Genomic DNA, 19,820 nt, shown 5'->3' with positions numbered 1-19,820 from the left:
ACGGCTAGCGCCCGAACGCCTCGCGGATCGCGCTCATCACGTCGGGCAGCGATCCCTCGACGACGCTGCTGTGGTTTGCCCGGGCGTAGGTCTTGAGGTCGACGTCCACGCCGCCGCGGCTCATCGCCGACCGCAGCACGCGGCTCAGCGGGTACGGCAGGACCGGGTCGAGCAGGCCGTGCGCGATGGTCACCTTCGACGGGTAGCCGGAGGTCGGCACCTCGGCGTAGTCGCGCAACGCGTCGCGGAACCGGGAGTCGGCGGTGAACGCCGACGCCACCAGCGACCCCGGCGACACCGACCGCAGCGCCTCGACCACATCGCCGTTGCAGCGGCCGCGCGAGCGGTCCAGGAGACGTCTGCCGCTGTCGGTGAGGAAGTCGGCGACCCGCAGGTCGGGGTGGGCGTGGTCGAGACCCGACAGCATGTAGAGGAACGGCGCGCTGAGGACGTTGAGCGCTCCGAGCCCCGGGACGCGCGGACCGAAGACCCGGAAGAGCTCCTCCAGCGACGAGGCCGGGGCGATCGCGACCGTGCCGGCGACCGGCAGTTCCGGCGCATACCTCGGCGCGCGATGCGCGGCGTGCAGGGCCGCGTGCCCGCCCTGCGAATGCCCGACCGACACCCAGCGCGTGCCCAGCGAGTCGTCCACCGACCGCGCCGCGCGGATCATGTCGATCACCGAGTGCGCCGCCGCGGCTCCCCCGAGGTAGTCGGTCTCCCCGGCCGAGCCGAGTCCGGCGTAGTCGGTCGCGGTGACCGCATAGCCCGCCTCCAGCGCCGCCCGGACCGGCGCCTCGACTCCGTCACCGAGTCGGTGCTTGGTGGGGGCGCATTCGTCGGCGATGCCGACGGTCCCATGGGCCCAGGAGACGACCGGCCAGCCGCCGGCGGGCGGCGTGCCGCGCGGAACCCAGTAGACCCCGCTCGCCATCGCGGGTCGCCCCCGCTGGTCGCGGGTGGCATAGGTGAGGCGGGTCCCCTCCGCCGCCGCCGACGGCAGCTCGGCCGCGGGGACCTCCTCGGTGGTGAACACGAATCCGTTGGCGGGTGCCGCGGCCGTGGCCGACGGGGTCGCCACCATCGCGATGCCGACCAGCATCGCGGCGACGAACGACGTCCACGTCAGGGCTCTGCGAAACACCCGGTCAACTGTAATGGCAGTCGGCGTCGGTCCAGGTCAGGGGATTCGCACACGACAAATCGGGCACTCGGAGGTGCACGCCGAGGGTCAGCCGTCGCCCAGCACGCGGGTCCCCGGCGCCGGGCCGCTCGCGGTGCGCACCGACCGCGCGACGCCCGCGCCGGAGAGTTCGGCGGCGACGTTGACCGCCGACTGTTCGTCGGCGCACAGGAACGCACACGTCGGCCCGGACCCCGACACGATGCCGTTGAGGGCGCCGGCGTCGACCCCGGCCCGCAGGGTCCGACGCAGGGAGGGTTGCAGGCTCAGCGCCGCGGGCTGGAGGTCGTTGTACAGCAGCGGCGCCACCGCGTGCGGATCGCCGGATGCGAGTGCCTGCATGAGTTCGTCGGGGCGCCGGAGCAACTCGTCCTCGTCGAGGTCCTGCCCGGACCAGCTCTCGCGCAACCGATCCAGCTCCCGGTACACCGCCGGTGTGGACAGGCCCTCGCGGGCCAGCGCCAGCACCCAGTGGTACTCGCCGCGCGACAACACCTGCATCAGCTGCTCCCCGCGTCCGGTGCCCAGCGCCGTGTTGCCGTGCAGCGCGAAGGGCACGTCACTGCCCAGGTCGGCCGCGATCTCGGCCAGCTCGTCACGGGAGATGTCGAGTTTCCACAGCTGCGCCAGGGCCACCAGGGCGCCTGCGGCGTCGGCACTGCCGCCGGCCATGCCGCCGGCCACCGGGATCGTCTTGGCGATGTCGATGGCGACCTTCGCCGGCCGTCCCGCCCAGTCGGCCAGCGCCACCGCCGCACGCGCCGCGAGGTTCGACGAGTCGGCGGGAACGGAGTTCGCCCACTCGCCGCGCACCGCGATGGTCAGATCGCTCGCACGGGCGACGCGGATGTCGTCGTGCAGCGACAGCGCCTGGAAGACGGTGACCAGATCGTGGTAGCCGTCGTCGCGCCGTGGACCCACCCCGAGATGGAGGTTCACCTTCGAGGGGGCACGCGCGATCACGGAGCCGGAAACCACCGACAGCGACGTTGGCGACACAAGTGACCAGCCTAGTACCGGCACCCGCCGTCCGTGCCCGGCCGACACGGCCGCCCCGCGCCGGAGGCCGGCGCCGTCGGCCGGTTGCGTCAGCGACTCACGGCCGCCAACCCCGCTCCGCCAGTTCACCGACGTGTTCGACCACGAGCACCGCGCCGGCGTCGCGCAGTTCCGCCTCGGCGAACCCGCCCGACATCACGCCGACGCAGTCGGCCGGGAGCCGGTGGGCCGAGGCGACGTCCCACACCGTGTCGCCGACGACGACCGCCCTGGTCCCGCCGGACTGCTCGAGCGCGACGGACAGGATGTCGGGGGCCGGCTTCGACGAGTCGGCGTCGTCGGAGGAGGTCACCGCAGCGAGCGCATCGCGGTCGAGGTCGAGCACTTTCAGTGCGGCGTCGGTGAATTCGGCCTTGCCCGAGGATGCCAGTGCCACTCGGAGGCCGCTGTCGACGAGCGACCGGACGAACTCCCGCGCGCCGGGGCACGGGCGCAGGTCCCCGACCATGCCGCGGTAGTGCCGCTCCCAGTCGTCGCGCAGGGTGTCACCGAGCGCCTCCTCCACATCGGCACCGCAGATCTCGGCGACGAGCCGATCGCCGCCCATGCCGATGGCCCGGTGGACCCGCCACCACTGCGGCGCGAGGTCGCGCCCGGTGAAGGCCTTCATCCACGCCACGGCGTGCAGGTAGGTGGAGTCGACGAGGGTCCCGTCGACGTCGAGCAGGACGGTGTCGACCGCCGTGGCGTCGTCACCTGCGGACATCGCACCCGTTCTCCGACTGTTCATGGCGCGCCGTTTACCCCGGTCCCGGTGTGGCTACACCCGAGAGACCGGTATGGCCGCAGCCCGAGAGACCGGTCTGGCCACACCCCGTGTGACCGCGTGGCCGCACCCGACGTGACCGACCCCGACCCCAGGAGCCCACATGCCAACCCGATTCGGCTACACCCTGATGACCGAGCAGGCCGGACCCAAGGACCTGGTCCGCTTCGCGGTCGGCGCCGAGGAGGCGGGCTTCGACTTCGAGGTCTCCAGCGACCACTACTTCCCGTGGCTGTCGTCGCAGGGGCACGCGCCGTACGCGTGGTCGGTGCTCGGTGCGGTCGCGCACGCCACCGAACGGGTCGAGCTGATGACCTACGTCACCTGCCCCACCGTCCGCTATCATCCGGCGATCGTCGCCCAGAAGGCGGCGACACTGCAGATCCTCGCCGACGGCCGGTTCACGCTCGGTCTCGGATCGGGCGAGAACCTCAACGAGCACGTCGTCGGCCAGGGGTGGCCGTCGGTCGCCGACCGTCAGGACATGCTGGCCGAGGCCATCGAGATCATCCGGAAACTCCACACCGGCGACCTCGTCGACTTCCGCGGCGAGTTCTTCCAGGTCGACGCGGCGCGGATCTGGGACCTGCCGGACACTCCGGTCCCGATCGGGGTCGCGGTCGCCGGCGACGCCGGGATCGAGACGTTCGGGCCGCTCGCCGACCATCTCATCGCGGTGGAACCGAACGCCGGGCTGATCGAGTCGTGGAACGCCCAGGAGGGCACCGGGACGATCGACGGCGAGAAGACCCGCGCCATCGGGCAGATCCCGATCAGCTGGGGACCGGATCGGGATGCCGCCGTCGAGCGGGCACACGATCAGTTCCGCTGGTTCGCCGGAGGCTGGGATGTCAACGCCGACCTGCGCACCACGGCCGGATTCGCGGCGGCGACACAGTACGTCACGCCCGACGACGTCGCGGAGAACATCCCGTGCGGCCCCGACCTCGACCGGATCGTCGACGCGGTGAAGCCGTACTGGGAGGCCGGGTTCACCGATGTCGCACTGGTCCAGATCGGCGGCGAGACCCAGGACGAGTTCCTCCGCGAGGCCGCACCCGAACTCCTGGAGAAGCTGCGCACGGCGTCGAACTGAGGCGGTTCGGCGGAATCGTGATCTCGCCGGGGCCATTCGGCCGCGGTGTCGTTCCGAGTCCGTCCTGCGAGGCCGTGCCGCCCAGGGCAAGCGGGGACCGCGGGTCAGTCGGTGGTCGCCAGCCGGACGAAGTCGGCGACGTCGAGCTTCTCGCCGCGGATGCCGGGGTCGATCCCGGCGGCGCGGAGACGCCGCTCGGCCTCGACGGGCGAGCCCGCCCATGTCGCCAGGGCCGATCGCATCGTCTTGCGCCGCTGCGCGAATGCGGCGTCGATCGCATCGAAGACGCGCTGTCTGAAGTCCGGATCGGTGGGGTACTCGTCGGTGCGCTCGATGCGCACGAGCCCGGACTCGACCTTTGGCTCGGGCCAGAACACGTTGCGACCCACCGCGCCTGCCCGGCTCACCCGCCCGTGGTAGCGGGCCTTGACGCTGGGCACGCCGTAGGTCCGGCTCCCGGGAGGGGCGGCCAGACGGTCGGCGACCTCCGCCTGGACCATGACCAGCGCCGTCCGGATCTCCGGGAACAGCCCGAGCAGATGCAATAGGACCGGCACCGAGACGTTGTACGGGAGGTTGGCCACCAGCGCGGTCGGCACGGCGGGCAGATCGTCGCGGGCGACTTGGAGGGCGTCGGCGAGGATCACCTCGAAGTTGCCCGACTGCTGCGGCGCGTACTCCGCAATGGTCTGCGGGATGCGTTGCGCGAGAACGGGATCGATCTCGATGGCGACGACCCGTCCGGCGACGCCGAGCAGCGCGAGGGTCAGTGAGCCCAGACCCGGACCGACCTCGAGAACCACGTCGTCGGGACCCACGCCCGACGCGGCGACAATGCGGCGCACCGTGTTCGCGTCATGGACGAAGTTCTGTCCGAGCGTCTTGGTCGGACGCACGCCGACCTCGGCGGCCAGTTCGCGGATCTGCGCGGGCCCGAGGAGTCGCGGCTCCCCGCCCGGCGTCACCTCGCTCAGCGGAGGCCCAACTTGGCCGAGCACGACGGCCAGGCGCCCCAGCCCTGGGCGGCCTGGGTCTTCTTGGCGATCGCGATCTGCTCCTCACGGGTGGCGAGGTCCGCACGCGGTGCGTACTCGAGGCCGCCCCAACGCTCCCAGGTGTTCTGGTCGAACTGCACGCCGCCGTAGAAACCGTTGCCGGTGTTGATGTTCCAGTTGCCGGTGGCCTCGCACTGGGCCAGCGCATCCCACACCGAGCCCGGCGGGACGTACGGCGCACCCGGCTTGGTGCCGACGCGGACGGTGGCGGGCACCGGCTCGGTGAGCACCTCGCTGTTCAGCTTGTCGCGCTTGACGACCTTGCCGTTGACGGTGGTGACCTTGTAGGTCACGCGCGCCTGGCCGGGGACCCCCTTCTTCTCCACCACCTTGCGGTCGCGGACGAGGTTCGGGTCCTCCTTCTTGACCTCCGGCGGGGCCACCGCCTCCTCGACGGTGACGTCCTCGGTCTTGATGCGGGTGACGACGATCTTCAGGTTCGGGGTGACCTCGGTGTCGGCGGCCGGTTCCACCTTGTCCTCGGGGCCGAGCGGCGTGCCCAGCTCCTCGAGCAGGTCGGCCACCGTGTGGGCCGCCACGGTCGGACGCTTCTTGGCGCCGCCGTCGATGAGGTTGACCGGCTTGGGCAGCGCGACGTCGACCAGACCACCCTCCACCGGGAGCTTGTTCCCGGCGAAGTCGGTCTCCTCTGCGGCCTCGGTCAGACCACGCTCGGCGAGCAGTTCCTCGACCGTCGCGGCGTTGGTGATCACGACCTCGCGCTTGCCCTCGACCTCGAGGGTCAGCTGCTTGAGGCGGTTCACCTTGACGACCTGCCCGTCGCCGAGGCCGGCATCCAGGCCGGGATAGACCTTGTCGCCCTCGCCCGGGGCCAGGCCCTCGGACTCGAGGAGGCTCTCCACCGACATCGCCATGGTCGACACCTGACGGGTGTTCCCGTCGACGTCGATGGTGACGGTCTTGTGCATCGAGACGCCGATCGCGCCACCGGCGGCGACGGTCGCGCAGACGGCTCCGACCGCCAGACGGGCTCGCAGGGAATCGGTCCCGTTGATACGGGCGAACACCGACTTGGGCGAGGCGGAAGGTTCGGAAGGCAAGGGCACAACAATCTGGTCGGGAACAGGGGCACCACTGCGACCAGTCGTCTCATCCTCTGCGACACGCACACGCACCGCGTCGTGTACCGCCGTCAGCCGGACGAAGCACTCTGGCCGAGCGGGATCACAGTACGATAACGAACCGGCCAGATTATGGCAAAGGCATCGAGTAGACGCGCCGCGCATTGGCCCCTAACAGGGCGGCCATCTCCGCCTCGGGGACACCGCGGACCGCCGCGAGCGCACGCGCCGTGTAGGGCAGGCAATACGACTGATTCGGCTGGCCACGGTAGGGATGCGGGGTCAGGAAGGGCGCGTCGGTCTCGACCAGGATCTGCTCGTCCGGCACCAGCTCGGCCGCGGCCCGGAGCTCGGCGGCGTTGGCGAAACTCACAGTTCCGGAAAAGCTCAGGATGAACCCGCGGTCGACACATTCGCGGGCAACGTTCCGGTCACCGGAGAAGCAATGCATGATCACGGTGTCCGGGGCGCCCTCGGCGGCCAGGATGTCCAGGAGGTCGCGATCGGCCTCGCGGTTGTGGATCATCAGCGGCTTGCCGACCCGCTTCGCCAGGTCGATGTGCCACCGGAAGGTCTCGTGCTGCACCTCGGGCGGGGCGCAGTCGTCGGACCTGCCGGGCCAGTAGTAGTCCAGGCCGGTCTCCCCGACCGCGACGACCCGCGGGTGACGCGCCATCTCCTCGAGTTCGGCCGCGGTCTCGTCGTCGAGATCCTGCGCGTGCATCGGGTGCAGGGCGACGGCGGCGTAGACCCGGTCGTCCCATTCGGCGGCCCGGACCGCCCAGCGGGCGTCGACCATGTCGTCGGCGACGGTCACCACCTGATCGACGCCCACGGCCTGCGCGTGGTCGCAGATGGCTCGCACCGACTCGGCATCCCGTCCGCCGCAGGCCGCGAGATGCGTGTGGGCGTCGACGAGGCCGGGCAAGGGCGCCGGGTCCGGCGGCGGCTCGCGCCGGCGCCGCTTCTTGGCCGCCTTGTTGCTCATCGTCTCGGTGTCGCTGACGGCCCCCGATGCGCTCGAGGTCTCGGCAGAGGCGTCGGTCATGCGTTCACCTTCGCACAACCCCGGCGGCCCGGATGGCCGCCTACAGGGCGACTGTGCCCTCGATCACGGTGGCGGTGTCGCCGCCCACCCAGATGTCACGGCCGTCGTCGTGGACGTGCACCCGGCCGGCGCGGCCGATGGCACCGCCCTGCGCGGCGACGTAGTCCTCCGGCGCCTGTCCCGTGGCGCGCAGCCACTTCGCGATGCCCGCGTTGAGGCTGCCGGTGACCGGGTCCTCGGGAACCCCGATGCCCGGGACGAAGGCGCGGACCTCGGCGAAGACGTCGCCCGAGTCGTAGAGGCCCAGTAGTCCGACCTTCAGATCGCCCAGGGCGGGGACGTCCGGGGTCACCTCGAGGACCCGCTCCCCCGAGCCGACCTGCAGGACCATCCACTCGGGACCGTTGTCCACCCACTCGGCGGCGACGACCTCGTCGGGCGCGACGCCCAGCGCCGCGACGACGCGCGCGACCGTCTCGGCGTCGACCGGACCGGACCGCCGCAGCGGCGGGGCCGCGAACGACAGCCGCGCGCCCGCCCGTCGGATGCGGACGAGCCCGACACCGCATTCCTGGACGATGTCCTCGCCCTTGGGTCGCCCACCCGAGGTCAGCCACGCGTGCGCCGACCCCAGGGTGGGATGCCCGGCGAACGGCAACTCGCCGCCCGGGGTGAAGATGCGCAGCCGGTAGTCGGCCGCCGGGTCGTCGGGCGGGAACACGAAGGTGGTCTCCGACAGGTTGGTCCAGCGGGCGAATGCGGCCATCTGGTCCTCGGTCACCGGCTCCGGACCGCCGGCGTCGAGCACCACCGCGACGGGATTGCCCGCGGTGCCGAGGGCGGAGAACACGTCGACCTGAGCGAATCGTCGAGTCACGAGGTCCATCGTCGCACCCGGCGGGCCCGGCCGTCACCGGCATCGAACCGGCGGTTCGCCGAAGCGTTGAACGGATCGCGCGCCGCGCACGGCGGTCACACCCCACGACGTCGCGATGACGCGCGGTGGCGCTTCACCGCGACCAAACCGACCCGGACGGGTAGCGTTGCGAATCGTGTTGGGATTGCCGGATGTGATCACAGTCGCGCTCTTCGATCTCGATGGTGTCCTCACCGAGACCGCGGTGCTCCACCGCAAGGCGTGGAAGAAGGCCTTCGACGCCTTCCTGGCCGAACGCGCCGGGGGCGCGGACGCACCGGGCTTCGTCGAGTTCACCGAACAGGACTACCTCGATCACGTGGACGGGCGACCCCGGGAGGACGGCGTTCGCGCGTTCCTCGCCTCGCGCGGTATCACGGATGTCGATGCGAAGACCGTCACCGCGATCGGTGAGAAGAAGAACGACATGTTCCTCGAGAGTCTCGCCGAGGACGGTGGCCAGGCCTACCCGGGTTCGGTGCGGTACCTCGAGGCCGCCCGCGACGCGGGTTTGCGCATCGCGGTCGTCACGTCGTCGAAGAATGGAGGACCAGTGCTCGAAGCAGCCGACCTGTCGAAGTTCGTCGAAGTGCGGGTCGACGGCATCGACATCGCCGAGCGGGGCCTGAACGGCAAGCCCGCCCCCGACTCGTATCTGCTGGGCGCGGAGCTGATGGGTGTCCCGCCGGCGCAGGCGGCGGTGTTCGAGGACGCCATCTCCGGCGTGCAGGCCGGTGCCGCAGGAGAGTTCGGCTACGTCGTCGGCGTCGACCGGGTCGGCGGCAACCAGGCCGAGGCGATGCGGGCGGCCGGCGCCGACGTCGTCGTCAACGATCTCGACGAATTGCTCCCGGCATGAGCGGCGGCGAGCGCGCCCACGGCTTCGAGATCCACCCCTGGCAGCTCAAGTGGAGCGGCGGGGTCGACCTCGACATGCTGGGCCGGACCGAGACCCTCTTCGCCCTGTCCAATGGGCACATCGGCCTGCGCGGCACCTTCGAGGAGGGCGAGCCGGTCGACCACCCGGGCACCTACCTGAACGGTTTCTATGAGCTGCGCGGCCTGCCCTACGCGGAGAGCGGGTACGGCTACCCGGAATCGGGGCAGACCGTCGTCAACGTCACCGACGGCAAGATCATCCGCCTGCTCGTCGAGGACGAGCCGATGGACCTTCGGTACGGGCGTACCGAAGAACACGAGCGGACCCTCGACTTCCGGACCGGCACCCTGCGCCGGCACACGGTGTGGACCTCGCCCACCGGGCGCACCGTGCGCATCAAGTCCGAGCGCCTGGTGTCCTTCACCAAGCGCACCATCGCGGCGATCCGCTACGAGGTGGAGCCGATCGGCGAGGACATGAAGCTCGTGCTGCAGTCCGACCTGCTCGCCAACGAGCCCGTCCCGCCGCCGGGCAACGACCCGCGCCTGGCCGCCGCGCTCGAGGCGCCGCTCGTCTCCGATCTGGCGACCTGCCGCAACTACTGGGGCATGCTGGTGCACCACACCAAGCAGTCCGGGCTGCACATCGCCGCGGGCATGGACCACGAGATCTACTTCCCGGACAAGGCCGACACCTTCATCCGGGCCGACGGGGATCTGGCGCGCCTGACGATCGCGGCCAACGTGCCGGCGGGCAAGAGCCTCACGCTGACCAAGTACATCGGTTACGGATGGTCGGCGCGACGCTCGGTCCCGGCGCTGCGCGCCCAGGTCGACGCCGCCCTCGCGATGGCGATGGAGACCGGCTGGGATTCGCTGAAGGCCGACCAGGTGCGCTACCTGGAGGACTTCTGGCGCGACGCCGACATCGAACTCGACGGCGATCCCGAACTGCAGCAGGCGGTGCGGTTCGCGCTGTTCCACGTGCTGCAGGCCGGCGCCCGCGGCCAGTCCCGCGCCATCCCGGCCAAGGGTCTCACCGGCCCCGGCTACGACGGCCACACGTTCTGGGACACCGAGAGTTTCATCCTGCCGATGCTCACCTACACGGTGCCCGCGGCGGCCGGCGAGGAACTGCGGTGGCGGCACAACACGATGGACAAGGCGAAAGCCCGTGCCGCCGAACTCGGCCAGCGCGGCGCGATGTTCCCCTGGCGGTCGATCAACGGCGACGAGTGTTCGGGCTACTGGCCCGCCGGAACCGCCGGCGTCCACGTGTCGGCGGACATCGCCAACGCCACGGACCGGTACCTGCGCGCCACCAACGACGAACAGTTCGAGACCGAGTGCGGCGTCGAGATCCTGGTGGAGACGGCCCGGCTCTTCGCCGGCCTGGGGCATCACGATGCCAACGGCAAGTTCCGCATCGACGGCGTCACCGGCCCCGACGAGTACACCGCAGTGGTCAACAACAACCTGTTCACCAACCTCGCCGCACAGCGCAACCTGCGCGACGCGGTGGAGGCCGTGCAGCGCCGGCCCGACCTCGCCGAGAAGTTCGGGGTGACCGCCGCCGAGGCCGCGCACTGGGAGGCGTGCGCCGACGACATGACCATCCCGTACGACGAGCGTCTCGGCGTGCACCAGCAGTGCGAGTCGTTCACCCTGCTCGGCGCGTGGGACTTCGAGTCGTCGGTGGGCAGGTACCCGCTGCTGCTGAACTACCCGTACTACGACCTCTATCGCAAGCAGGTCGTCAAACAGGCGGATCTGGTGTTCGCGACCTATCTGTTCGGGGACGCGTTCACCCCCGAGCAGAAGCTGCGGATCTTCGACTACTACTACCCGATCACGGTCCGCGACTCGTCGTTGTCGGCGTGCTGCGAGGCGGTCGCCGCCGCCGAGGTCGGCTACCTCGACCTCGCCTTCGACCTGCTGGCCGAGTCGGTGTTCACCGACCTGCACGACCTGCACAACAACGTCAGCAGCGGCCTGCACATCGCGGCTCTGGCCGGTGCGTGGATGGACTGCGTGGCCGGCTTCGGCGGCATGCGCGACTTCGGCGGGAAGATCACGTTCGCGCCGCGACTGCCGAACCGGTTGACCTACCTGTCCTTCCGCATGATCGTGCGCGGGTCGAAGATCGTCGTCGCGGTCGACAAGGAGCAGGCCACCTACCGCCTGCTGTCGGGTCCGCCGATCGAACTCGCGCACCACGGGGAGAAGTTCACGCTCGGCGAGACGCCGGTGACGATGAAGATCCCCGACATCGAGTACCGGGAGCCGCCGAAGGCGCCGCCCGGCTGCGAGCCCTACCGACGCGAGATCTGAGGTCTTGACCTTCGCACCGTGTCAAGGTCTTGGGTGGGTGACGAGGAGGTGCACCCATGGATCACCGAACACCCACCACCCGATCGCTCGCGGTCGCGCTCGGCGCACCCGACCCGTCGACGCGGCTGCGTGCGGCGATGGCCGCCGGGACGCAGCCGGGCCCGGGGCTCGTCGACGACCTCGTCGCGCGGTTCGGCGTCGAACCGGACTTCTTCGTGCGGGACATGCTGACCTGGGCGCTGACCCGGCTGCCGGCCGAGGTCACCGTCCCGCAGCTCGTCGCCGCGCTGGAATCCGACGTGCCGCAGACACGGAGCCAGGCCCTGCACACCTTGTCGAAGGTCGCAGATCGCGCGGCCTGGCCCTCGATCACCGCGGCACTGCTCCACGACGACGACGCCGAGGTCGCGCGTGCGGCATGGCGGGCCGCGGTGGTCCTCGTCCCGCCAGGTGAGGAGACCGCTCTGGCAACGGAGTTGTCCACCGAGCTCGGTCGTGGCGATCTCGAGGTGCGTCGCAGCCTCGGCCGGGCGCTGGCCGCGCTCGACGACGCCGCCCGCGAGGCGCTGATGCGGGCGCGGTCGCATCCCGAGCCCGAGGTGCGCGCACACGCGGAGGCGACGCTTCGGCTGCTCGACGATCCGGACAGCGACTTCGCGCATGAGGTGGACCTCGCGACGACCACCCGGAGCCGGGACGCCCCATGCTGATCGGCGAGGTGGCGCAGCGTTCGGGTGTGAGCACCCGGATGCTGCGCCATTACGACTCCCTGGGCCTCGTCCGACCGACCGGCCGCACCACGGGCGGATACCGCGAATACTCCGACGCCGACCTCGAACGTCTCGTACAGGTCGAAAGCCTTCGTTCGCTGGGTCTTTCGCTGCGCGACGTCGCGCGCGCACTCGACGACCCGGCCTTCTCCCCAGAGGAGCTGACCGACCGGCTGATCCGTGAGACGCAGGCCCGGATGGCCGCCGACACGACGTTGCTCGCGCGGCTCCGGCAGATCCGGTCGGCACGGCCGGAAGACTGGTCGACGGTGCTCGACGTGGTCGGACTGCTGCGCGGCGTGCGTTCGGAGCACGCCGCGCACCGCCAGCGGGCCGCGTTGCGCGCCAACGAACTCGGGGTGCCGGGAGAGCCACTGGCCGAGGCCCTGCTGGTCGAATCCGACGCGAATGTCGCGGGCGCGCTACGGTGGGCACTCGCTCAGCTCCCGGATTCGCTCGGCCCCCTGATCTCCGGTGCGGCAGAGGATGATCCGCTGATCCTGCGCCGGGCGGTCGCCGCACTCGCCGGCGTCGACGACGCCCACGCGGTCCGCACGCTCGAGCAGGCGCTGACCGACACCGATCCCGTCGTGCGCCGGACCGCGGCGTCGGCACTGGGCCGCCTGGGCCGCGAGCCCGCCGTGCCCGCACTCGTCGAATTGATCGCGGCCGGGGACGGCGACGTCGAGGCCGCGGAGATCCTCGCCGCGTTCGGCGACGACCAGCGGATCATCGGCGTGCTCGTCGACCGACTCGGCGACGACCCCGACCCCGCGGTCCGGCTGCGACTGGTGCAAGCACTGGCCGAATTCGCCGCAGACGCGGCGTCGCCGGCACTGGAACGGCTGACCACCGATCGGGACGAGACGGTCAGCCGAACGGCGCGCTACATCCGGGAACGGAGCCGAGAGGGGTGAGGTGCCGGCCTCACCCACCACGAACAGGGCGCGCCGACACGGCCTTTGCGACACCGCTCTCCGCGCCGGACGTGCGCCGATGTGATCTGCACCGGTTGTGATCAGCCCGACCCGCAATCGACACGCGATTGGCTGAGCCGCACCGCCGGTCGGTACTCTGTGGATCACTATGGCACCCGATCTGACCAGCCCTGATCTGTCCGGTACGGCCGCTTCCGGCACCTCCCACGGTGCGGGGCGCCCGTACTACATCACCACCGCGATCGCCTATCCCAACGGCGCACCGCACATCGGGCACGCCTACGAGTACATCTCGGCCGACGCCCTGGCGCGGTTCAAGCGCCTCGACGGATTCGACGTCCGGTTCCTCACCGGCACCGACGTCCACGGCCAGAAGATGCAGCAGACCGCGCAGGCCGAGGGCATCCCCACCGCCGAGCTCGCCGACCGCAACTCCGACCGCTTCCAGGCGCTCCAGGAGCGCCTCGGCTCGAGCTTCGACCGTTTCATCCGCACGTCCGACGAGGACCACAAGCGGGCGTCGCAGGAGCTGTGGCGGCGGATGACCGAGCGCGGCGACATCTACCTCGACAAGTACTCCGGCTGGTACGACGTCCGGGACGAGATGTTCTACGCGGAGACCGACACGGTCGTCAACGAGAACGGCGAGCGCGTCGCCGCCGACAACGGCCACGTGCTGACCTGGACCGAGGAGGAGACCTACTTCTTCCGGCTCTCGGCCTACCAGGACAAGCTCCTCGAGCTCTACGAGTCGCAGCCCGACTTCATCGGTCCCGACGTGCGCCGCAACGAGGTCATCAGCTTCGTCAAGGGCGGCCTGACCGACCTGTCGGTCTCACGCACCACCTTCGACTGGGGTGTGCCGGTCCCCGACCACCCCGAACACGTCATGTACGTGTGGGTCGACGCTCTGACCAACTACCTCACCGGCGCCGGGTTCCCCGACGACCCGCAGACCCTCGAGCGGTACTGGCCGGCCGACCTGCACATCATCGGCAAGGACATCATCCGCTTCCACTGCGTGTACTGGCCGGCGTTCCTGATGAGCGCGGGCGTCGAGCTGCCCAAGCGGGTCTTCGCGCACGGCTTCCTGTTCAACAAGGGCGAGAAGATGTCGAAGTCGGTCGGCAACGTCGTCGACCCGGAGAACCTCATCGACGAGTTCGGCCTGGACCCGGTGCGCTACTTCTTCCTGCGCGAGGTGTCCTACGGCCAGGACGGGTCGTACTCGGCCGAGGCGATCGTGTCGCGGATCAACTCCGACCTCTCCAACGAGTTCGGCAACCTCGCCCAGCGCACCCTGTCGATGATCGGCAAGTACTTCGACGGCGCGGTCCCGCAACCGGGTGAGCTCACCGACGTCGACAAGACGCTGCTGGAGCGGGCCGACGGGCTGCTGCCACAGGTCCGGGCGCACTTCGACAACCAGGCCATCCACCTCGGCCTGGAAGCGCTGTGGTCGACGCTGGCCGAGACCAACCGGTACATCTCGTCGCAGGAGCCGTGGAAGCTCGCCAAGACCGACCTCGACCGCACCGGCACCGTGCTCTACGTGTGCGCCGAGGTCGTGCGGATCGTCGCGCTGCTGGCGCAGCCGGCGATGCCCGAGTCGACCGGCAAGATCCTGGATCTGCTCGCCGTCGGCGACGACCGGCAGTTCACCGCGGTCGCCAGGCGGCTGGCGCCCGGTGCCTCGCTGCCCAAGCCGTCCCCGGTGTTCCCGCGCTACGAGAACTGACCCCGACCCACCTCAGATGGCCGCGCCAGCGCTCGACGCACTCCGGGCATTGCATGCCGAGACCCGCTCGCGCGGCCTCCCGCCGCCGGCGGCGCTGATCGGCGACTGGCTCGGCGCCGACGCCGTCATCGCGCCCTCGGTCGAGGTGGTGCCCGGGTGCGCACCGCCCGACGACCCGGACCGGTACTGGATCGGTCATCTCGGTTTCCCGGTTCGCGCCGACGAGTCCGCGCTGCCGGCCGTCGCGGGCGGCCTGACCGACGGGATTCTCGTCCTGCGCGGGGGCGAGTGGAGCGTGCTCGGCACCGGCGTCCCCGACTGGGCGCTCGCCGCCCTCGCCGAACCGGCGCGCGTCGCCGGCGCACCCGCGACGGCCCGATGGGCGGCGCCGCGCCGCGAGCCGCACCTGGCCGCCATCGCCGAGTGCCTCGAGGCCATCCGGGCCGGCGAGGTCTACCAGGCCTGTGTCTGCACCCGGTTCACCGGCACGCTCACCGGTGAGCCGGTGGACTTCTTCGCCGACCTCGCCGGCGCCACGGTTCCGGCGAAAGCGGCTTTCCTCCAAGGGGATTGGGGCGCGGTGGCGAGCCTCTCGCCGGAGACGTTCCTGCGCCGCACCGGCAACATCGTCTCGTCCTCGCCGATCAAGGGCACGCTGCCGGCGCACGCCGATCCCGACGCGCTGTCCGCGTCGGCCAAGGACGTCGCAGAGAACGTCATGATCGTCGACCTCGTGCGCAACGACCTCGGACGCATCGCGGTGACCGGCAGCGTCCGTGTGCCCGAACTGCTCGCGGTGGTCCCGGCACCGGGTGTGTGGCACCTCGTGTCGACGGTGGAGGCGATCCTGCGACCGGGCACCGGGAACGACGCCGTGCTCGACGCGACGTTCCCGCCGGCATCGGTGACCGGCACCCCGAAGCTGCGCGCGATGGAACTGCTCGCCGACTGGGAGGCCGACGCCCGCGGCGTGTACTGCGGGGCGATCGGCATCGCGGGCCCCGACCGCGCGCTCGATCTCAACGTCGCGATCCGCACCGTGGAGATCTCCCCCGACGGGACGTTGGGACTCGGCGTCGGCGGCGGCATCACCATCGACTCCGATCCCCTCCGCGAGTGGCAGGAATGTCTCGACAAGGCGGCGAGCATCGTCGGGCACGGCGCCGGCGAAGACGGGTCCGGCGTGTCCGCCTGAGGGTCTGAGAGGTCACAAATACCGGACCCGAGCGGGCATTTCGGTAAGCTTGGCACCCATGACCATCTCCATCCAGGCGACCACCGACCTGACGGAGCTCGCCCGGGAGATCAACCGCGACCGCGAGGCGATCATGTCGGGCGCGACACCGCCGCCCGGGTTCGGCGACGACGTGGTCGAGTCGTGGACCCGCGTGCAGGCGGGTGGGAACCCGTCGACGGTCGATGACCACCACCGTGAACGCATCGGCCGGGACGAACTGGAGGCCCGGCGCGCGGCCAACCCGATCCGGCATGCGATCGAGACCCTCCGACGCGTGTTCGCCGCCTCCGCCGACGACCCGATGATGGCGCTCGGCATCTTCGACACCGACGGGGTGATGCTGTGGCGCGGCGGTTCGCGCTCGGTGCTCCCCGAGGCCGACCGCCTCGGCCTCGTCGAGGGCAGCCGCTGGGACGAGGAGTGCGCGGCGACCACCGCCGTCGGGCTCGCCATCCGCAACCGCCGACCGTGCCGGATCTTCGGCGCCCAGCACTACTCGCGCTCGCTGCACGAGTTGTATTGCACCGCCGCGCCGATCCACGACCCGCGTACCGGTGAGATGGTCGCGATCGCCGGGCTGGCCGGGCCGGCCATGAACATGCAGCCCGCGGCGTCGACGCTCACCGCGGCGCTGTCGACCCTGAGCGAGCACGAGGTGACGCTGGCGCATCAGCGCACCCTCGCCGAGCTTCGCTACCGCGGCTGCGCGCAGCTCGCGGGTCTCCACGGCCCCGGGCTGCTCGTCGACGACGACGGCTGGGTCGCCGAAGGCCGTGGGTGCACCCCGCCGGTGCGGGTCGCGGCGCCGGTCGAGGAGATGCGCCAGTTTGTGCCCGGCCTCGGCATCTGCGTCGTCGAGCGGCTGGGCCTCGGGTGGCTGGTGCGGCCGGCCGGCCCGGCGGGCCCGGTCATCGCCGACCTCGACCTCGACGGCGAGCCCGCCATCACCGTCACCGGTGACGACGCCCCGTGGCGCACGGTCCTGACCCCGCGCCACGCGCAGATCCTGCTGCTGCTCGCCGATGCCGGCGAACACGGGCTCACCTCACAGCAGTTGAGCCAGATGCTCTTCGGCGACGACAAGCACACCGTGAGCGTCCGGGCCGAACTGTCGCGCCTGCGCCGGGTGGTCGGCGCGCTCGTCGCGAGCCGGCCCTACCGACTGGCGCCGCGCGTCGAACTGCGGGTCAGTCCCGAGCAGCGTCGCGCCTTCGAAGGACCGACTGGTAGACGTCGCGCCGCGACGCACTAGTCCCCTCGGTCACGGCGGCGCACGCCTCCTTCAGCCGCATCCCGCCGGCGACGAGCCGCTCGGCGCGGTCGGCGAGATCGTCGATGTCGGGTTCGGTCTCGGTCGCGCCGGCCACCACCACGGTGATCTCGCCCCGCACGCCGCCGGCGGCCCACTCGGCCAGCTCGGCGAGCGTCCCGCGGCGGACCTCCTCGTAGGTCTTGGTCATCTCGCGGCACACCGCCGCGCGCCGGTCGGCGCCGAGGACCTCGGCGGCCGCGGCCAGGGTGTCGGCCAGCCGGTGCGGCGATTCGAAGAACACCGCGGTGCGCGGCTGGGTGGCGAGCTCACGCAGCCACTCCGTGCGGGCGCCGGACTTGCGCGGGGCGAACCCCTCGAAGCTGAACCGCTCCGACGGCAGCGCCGACACCGCGAGGGCGGTCGTCACCGCCGACGGTCCCGGAAGAGCGGTCACCGGCAGCCCGGCCTCCGCGCAGGCGACCACGATGCGGTAGCCCGGGTCGCTCACCGAGGGCATGCCGGCGTCGGTGATGAGCAGGACCGTCTCCCCACCGGCGATCGCCTCCACCAGGCCCGGTGTCCGCGCGGCCTCGACCTGGTCGTAGTAACTGACGAGGCGCCCGCCGATCTCGACGCCGAGGGCGGCGGCCAGCGAGCGGGCACGCCGGGTGTCCTCCGCGGCGACGATGTCGGCGGTCTGCAGGGCCGCCCGCAGTCGCGGGGAGGCGTCGTCGACCTGCCCCATCGGGGTGGCCGCCAGCACGAGCCGCCCGGTCGTCCGGTCGGTCCCGGTTGTCGGCTGGTCGGTGGCGTCGGTGTCGGTCTCGGCGGAGTTCATCGTCAGCCAGCTTACGAGGGCCCACTAGGATCGGGCGGGTGACCATCACCGACGAGCGCGACACCCGTGTGCCCGCCGGAGTCGAGGTCTCGCCGCGGGTTCCCTCGCGGCTGGGCCCCGAGGTGCCGCCACCGTTGTTCGGGGCGCCCGATCGTCGTCGCGGCCTCCTGGTCGGTCTCGTCATCACTCTGATCGCCTCGGTCACCCGGTTCTGGGGTCTGGGCCACCCCACCGATCAGGGCACCCCGGTCTTCGACGAGAAGCACTACGTGCCGCAGGGCTGGCAGGTGCTGACCGGCGGGAACTGGATCGAGGACAACCCCGCCTACGGCCTCGTCGTCCATCCGCCCGTCGGGAAATGGATGCTCGCCGCGTCGGAGGCGGTCTTCGGCTACGGACCGCTCGGCTGGCGCGTCGCCCCGGCGATCTCGGGTGTCCTCATCGTCGTGCTCGTCTACTGCGCCGTGCGCCGCCTGACCCGCTCGACCCTCGTCGGCGCGATCGCCGGGTTGTTCGCGATCTGCGACAGCGTGCTTTTCGTGCAGTCCCGGATGGGCATGCTCGACATCTTCCAGACGCTGTTCGTCGTCGCCGCGTTCGCCGCGCTCGTCGCCGACCGCGACCAGGTCCGCGAGCGCATGTACCGCGTGTACATGGAGGGGCGCATCGGCGACAGCCGGTTCGGCCCCCGGCTCGGGTTCCGGTGGTACCGGTTCACCGCCGGCGTGATGCTCGGTCTCAACTGCGGCACCAAGTGGTCGGGCCTGTACTACGTCGTCTTCTTCACCGTGCTGGCCATCGGGTTCGACGTCGCCACCCGACGCGCCTACCACGTGCAGCGACCCTGGCTGGGCACCCTGGTCCGCGACGTCGTCCCGGCCGGGGCGAGCCTCGCCGTGATGCCGGTGATCATCTATTTCCTCTGCTACATCCCGTGGTTCAACAGCGAGACCGCCGTGTACCGCTACGAGGAGGGCAACGCGATCGGCACCGACGGGCCGTGGGCGTGGATTCCGGGCGCGTGGCGGTCGCTCTGGTACTACGAGTCCGGGATCCTGGAGTTCCACTCGGGTCTCACCAACTCGGCGGGAAACCAACATCCGTGGGAGTCCAAGCCCTGGACGTGGCCGATGAGCCTGCGGCCCATGCTGTACGCGATCGAGAACGGACCCGACCAGTGCGGCGCGGGCGAGTGCGTCCGGGCCCAGATGCTGATCGGGTCCCCGGCGATGTGGTGGCTGTCGCTGCCGATGCTGCTGTGGGGACTGTGGTCGTGGATCGTCCGCCGCGACTGGCGCTATGCCGCCGTACTCGTCGGCTACTTCGCGGGCATCCTGCCGTGGTTCCTGGCGCTCGACCGGCAGATGTACTTCTTCTACGCCACCGTCCTGGCCCCGTTCCTCGTCATGGGACTGGCGTTGTGCTGCGGCGACCTGCTGCGGTCGGCCGCGGCGAAGGCCGGGCAGCGGCCGGAGCGTCGTGCGCTGGCGATCATCGTCGTCAGCGTCTACGTGGCGCTGGTCGTCACCAACTTCGTGTGGCTGTGGCCGATCCTGACGGCCTCGCCGATCTCGCCCGGGATGTGGCGGCAGCAGATCTGGCTGCCCAGCTGGAGCTGAGCCGGCGCTCCCC

General features: G+C 71.0%; 17 protein-coding genes. 9 read left to right on the top strand and 8 right to left on the bottom strand.

All coding sequences use genetic code 11. The annotated features are described in order from the left end of the window. Window positions 1-4 precede the first annotated feature (4 nt). From GP2_RS10330 to GP2_RS10320, 3 genes are all read right to left on the bottom strand, one after another. Window positions 5-1,144 (bottom strand): alpha/beta fold hydrolase, encoded by a 1,140-nt coding sequence (locus GP2_RS10330; protein ID WP_006900453.1) that lies wholly within the window; start codon window positions 1,142-1,144, stop codon window positions 5-7. A gap of 87 nt (window positions 1,145-1,231) precedes the next feature. Continuing rightward, the gene (locus GP2_RS10325) at window positions 1,232-2,182 is read right to left on the bottom strand and encodes a 4-(cytidine 5'-diphospho)-2-C-methyl-D-erythritol kinase (protein ID WP_006900452.1); all 951 of its coding nucleotides are present in this window, start codon (window positions 2,180-2,182) and stop codon (window positions 1,232-1,234) included. Between the two features lie 97 nt (window positions 2,183-2,279). After that, on the bottom strand, window positions 2,280-2,948 hold the full coding sequence (locus tag GP2_RS10320; protein WP_006900451.1) for an HAD family hydrolase: 669 nt from the start codon (window positions 2,946-2,948) through the stop codon (window positions 2,280-2,282). Window positions 2,949-3,111: 163 nt separating this feature from the next. On the opposite strand from GP2_RS10320, the gene GP2_RS10315 reads away from it, so the two are divergent. Then, on the top strand, window positions 3,112-4,104 hold the full coding sequence (locus GP2_RS10315) for an LLM class F420-dependent oxidoreductase (protein WP_006900450.1): 993 nt from the start codon (window positions 3,112-3,114) through the stop codon (window positions 4,102-4,104). A 104-nt stretch (window positions 4,105-4,208) separates the two neighbouring features. Here GP2_RS10315 and rsmA read toward each other — a convergent pair whose 3' ends face one another. The 4 genes from rsmA to GP2_RS10295 all read right to left on the bottom strand — a co-directional run bounded on the left by rsmA (window position 4,209) and on the right by GP2_RS10295 (window position 8,166). Further along, window positions 4,209-5,111, bottom strand: coding sequence for a 16S rRNA (adenine(1518)-N(6)/adenine(1519)-N(6))-dimethyltransferase RsmA (rsmA, locus tag GP2_RS10310; protein ID WP_040526745.1), 903 nt, complete (start codon window positions 5,109-5,111; stop codon window positions 4,209-4,211). Beyond that, on the bottom strand, window positions 5,075-6,220 hold the full coding sequence (locus GP2_RS10305; protein ID WP_006900448.1) for a resuscitation-promoting factor: 1,146 nt from the start codon (window positions 6,218-6,220) through the stop codon (window positions 5,075-5,077). Before GP2_RS10305 ends, rsmA begins: the two co-directional genes overlap by 37 nt. Window positions 6,221-6,371: 151 nt before the next feature. After that, on the bottom strand, window positions 6,372-7,289 hold the full coding sequence (locus tag GP2_RS10300; protein WP_006900447.1) for a TatD family hydrolase: 918 nt from the start codon (window positions 7,287-7,289) through the stop codon (window positions 6,372-6,374). 40 nt (window positions 7,290-7,329) lie between these two features. Continuing rightward, window positions 7,330-8,166, bottom strand: a complete 837-nt coding sequence (locus GP2_RS10295; RefSeq protein ID WP_040526767.1) for a PhzF family phenazine biosynthesis protein — start codon at window positions 8,164-8,166, stop codon at window positions 7,330-7,332. Between the two features lie 115 nt (window positions 8,167-8,281). Here GP2_RS10295 and GP2_RS10290 point away from each other — a divergent pair, with 115 nt between their 5' ends. From GP2_RS10290 to GP2_RS10260, 7 genes are all read left to right on the top strand, one after another. Then, window positions 8,282-9,064 (top strand): HAD family hydrolase, encoded by a 783-nt coding sequence (locus tag GP2_RS10290; RefSeq protein ID WP_210753658.1) that lies wholly within the window; start codon window positions 8,282-8,284, stop codon window positions 9,062-9,064. Next, window positions 9,061-11,415, top strand: a complete 2,355-nt coding sequence (locus GP2_RS10285; RefSeq protein WP_006900444.1) for a glycoside hydrolase family 65 protein — start codon at window positions 9,061-9,063, stop codon at window positions 11,413-11,415. Before GP2_RS10290 ends, GP2_RS10285 begins: the two co-directional genes overlap by 4 nt. A gap of 56 nt (window positions 11,416-11,471) precedes the next feature. After that, the gene (locus GP2_RS10280) at window positions 11,472-12,125 is read left to right on the top strand and encodes a HEAT repeat domain-containing protein (protein WP_006900443.1); all 654 of its coding nucleotides are present in this window, start codon (window positions 11,472-11,474) and stop codon (window positions 12,123-12,125) included. After that, window positions 12,119-13,102, top strand: a complete 984-nt coding sequence (locus GP2_RS10275; RefSeq protein WP_006900442.1) for a HEAT repeat domain-containing protein — start codon at window positions 12,119-12,121, stop codon at window positions 13,100-13,102. The genes GP2_RS10280 and GP2_RS10275 overlap by 7 nt, the downstream gene beginning before the upstream one ends. 169 nt (window positions 13,103-13,271) lie before the next feature. Then, the gene (metG, locus tag GP2_RS10270; protein ID WP_006900441.1) at window positions 13,272-14,861 is read left to right on the top strand and encodes a methionine--tRNA ligase; all 1,590 of its coding nucleotides are present in this window, start codon (window positions 13,272-13,274) and stop codon (window positions 14,859-14,861) included. A gap of 16 nt (window positions 14,862-14,877) precedes the next feature. Then, window positions 14,878-16,056, top strand: a complete 1,179-nt coding sequence (locus GP2_RS10265; RefSeq protein WP_006900440.1) for an aminodeoxychorismate synthase component I — start codon at window positions 14,878-14,880, stop codon at window positions 16,054-16,056. A gap of 58 nt (window positions 16,057-16,114) precedes the next feature. Then, window positions 16,115-17,350, top strand: a complete 1,236-nt coding sequence (locus GP2_RS10260; RefSeq protein ID WP_006900439.1) for a helix-turn-helix domain-containing protein — start codon at window positions 16,115-16,117, stop codon at window positions 17,348-17,350. On the opposite strand, the gene rsmI is transcribed toward GP2_RS10260, so the two are convergent. After that, window positions 17,286-18,188: a 16S rRNA (cytidine(1402)-2'-O)-methyltransferase gene (gene rsmI, locus GP2_RS10255; protein ID WP_006900438.1), complete on the bottom strand. Its 903-nt coding sequence runs from the start codon at window positions 18,186-18,188 to the stop codon at window positions 17,286-17,288. The two genes, GP2_RS10260 and rsmI, sit on opposite strands and share 65 nt — an antisense overlap. A 38-nt stretch (window positions 18,189-18,226) precedes the next feature. Here rsmI and GP2_RS10250 point away from each other — a divergent pair, with 38 nt between their 5' ends. Continuing rightward, window positions 18,227-19,807, top strand: a complete 1,581-nt coding sequence (locus GP2_RS10250) for a dolichyl-phosphate-mannose--protein mannosyltransferase (RefSeq protein ID WP_006900437.1) — start codon at window positions 18,227-18,229, stop codon at window positions 19,805-19,807. The last annotated feature ends 13 nt before the right edge of the window (window positions 19,808-19,820 follow it).

The sequence above is a fragment of the Gordonia paraffinivorans NBRC 108238 genome (genome assembly GCF_000344155.1).
Lineage (GTDB): Bacteria > Actinomycetota > Actinomycetes > Mycobacteriales > Mycobacteriaceae > Gordonia > Gordonia paraffinivorans.
The sequence above is the reverse complement of the archived record's forward strand: the minus strand, read 5'-3'. Positions and strand labels throughout refer to the sequence as shown.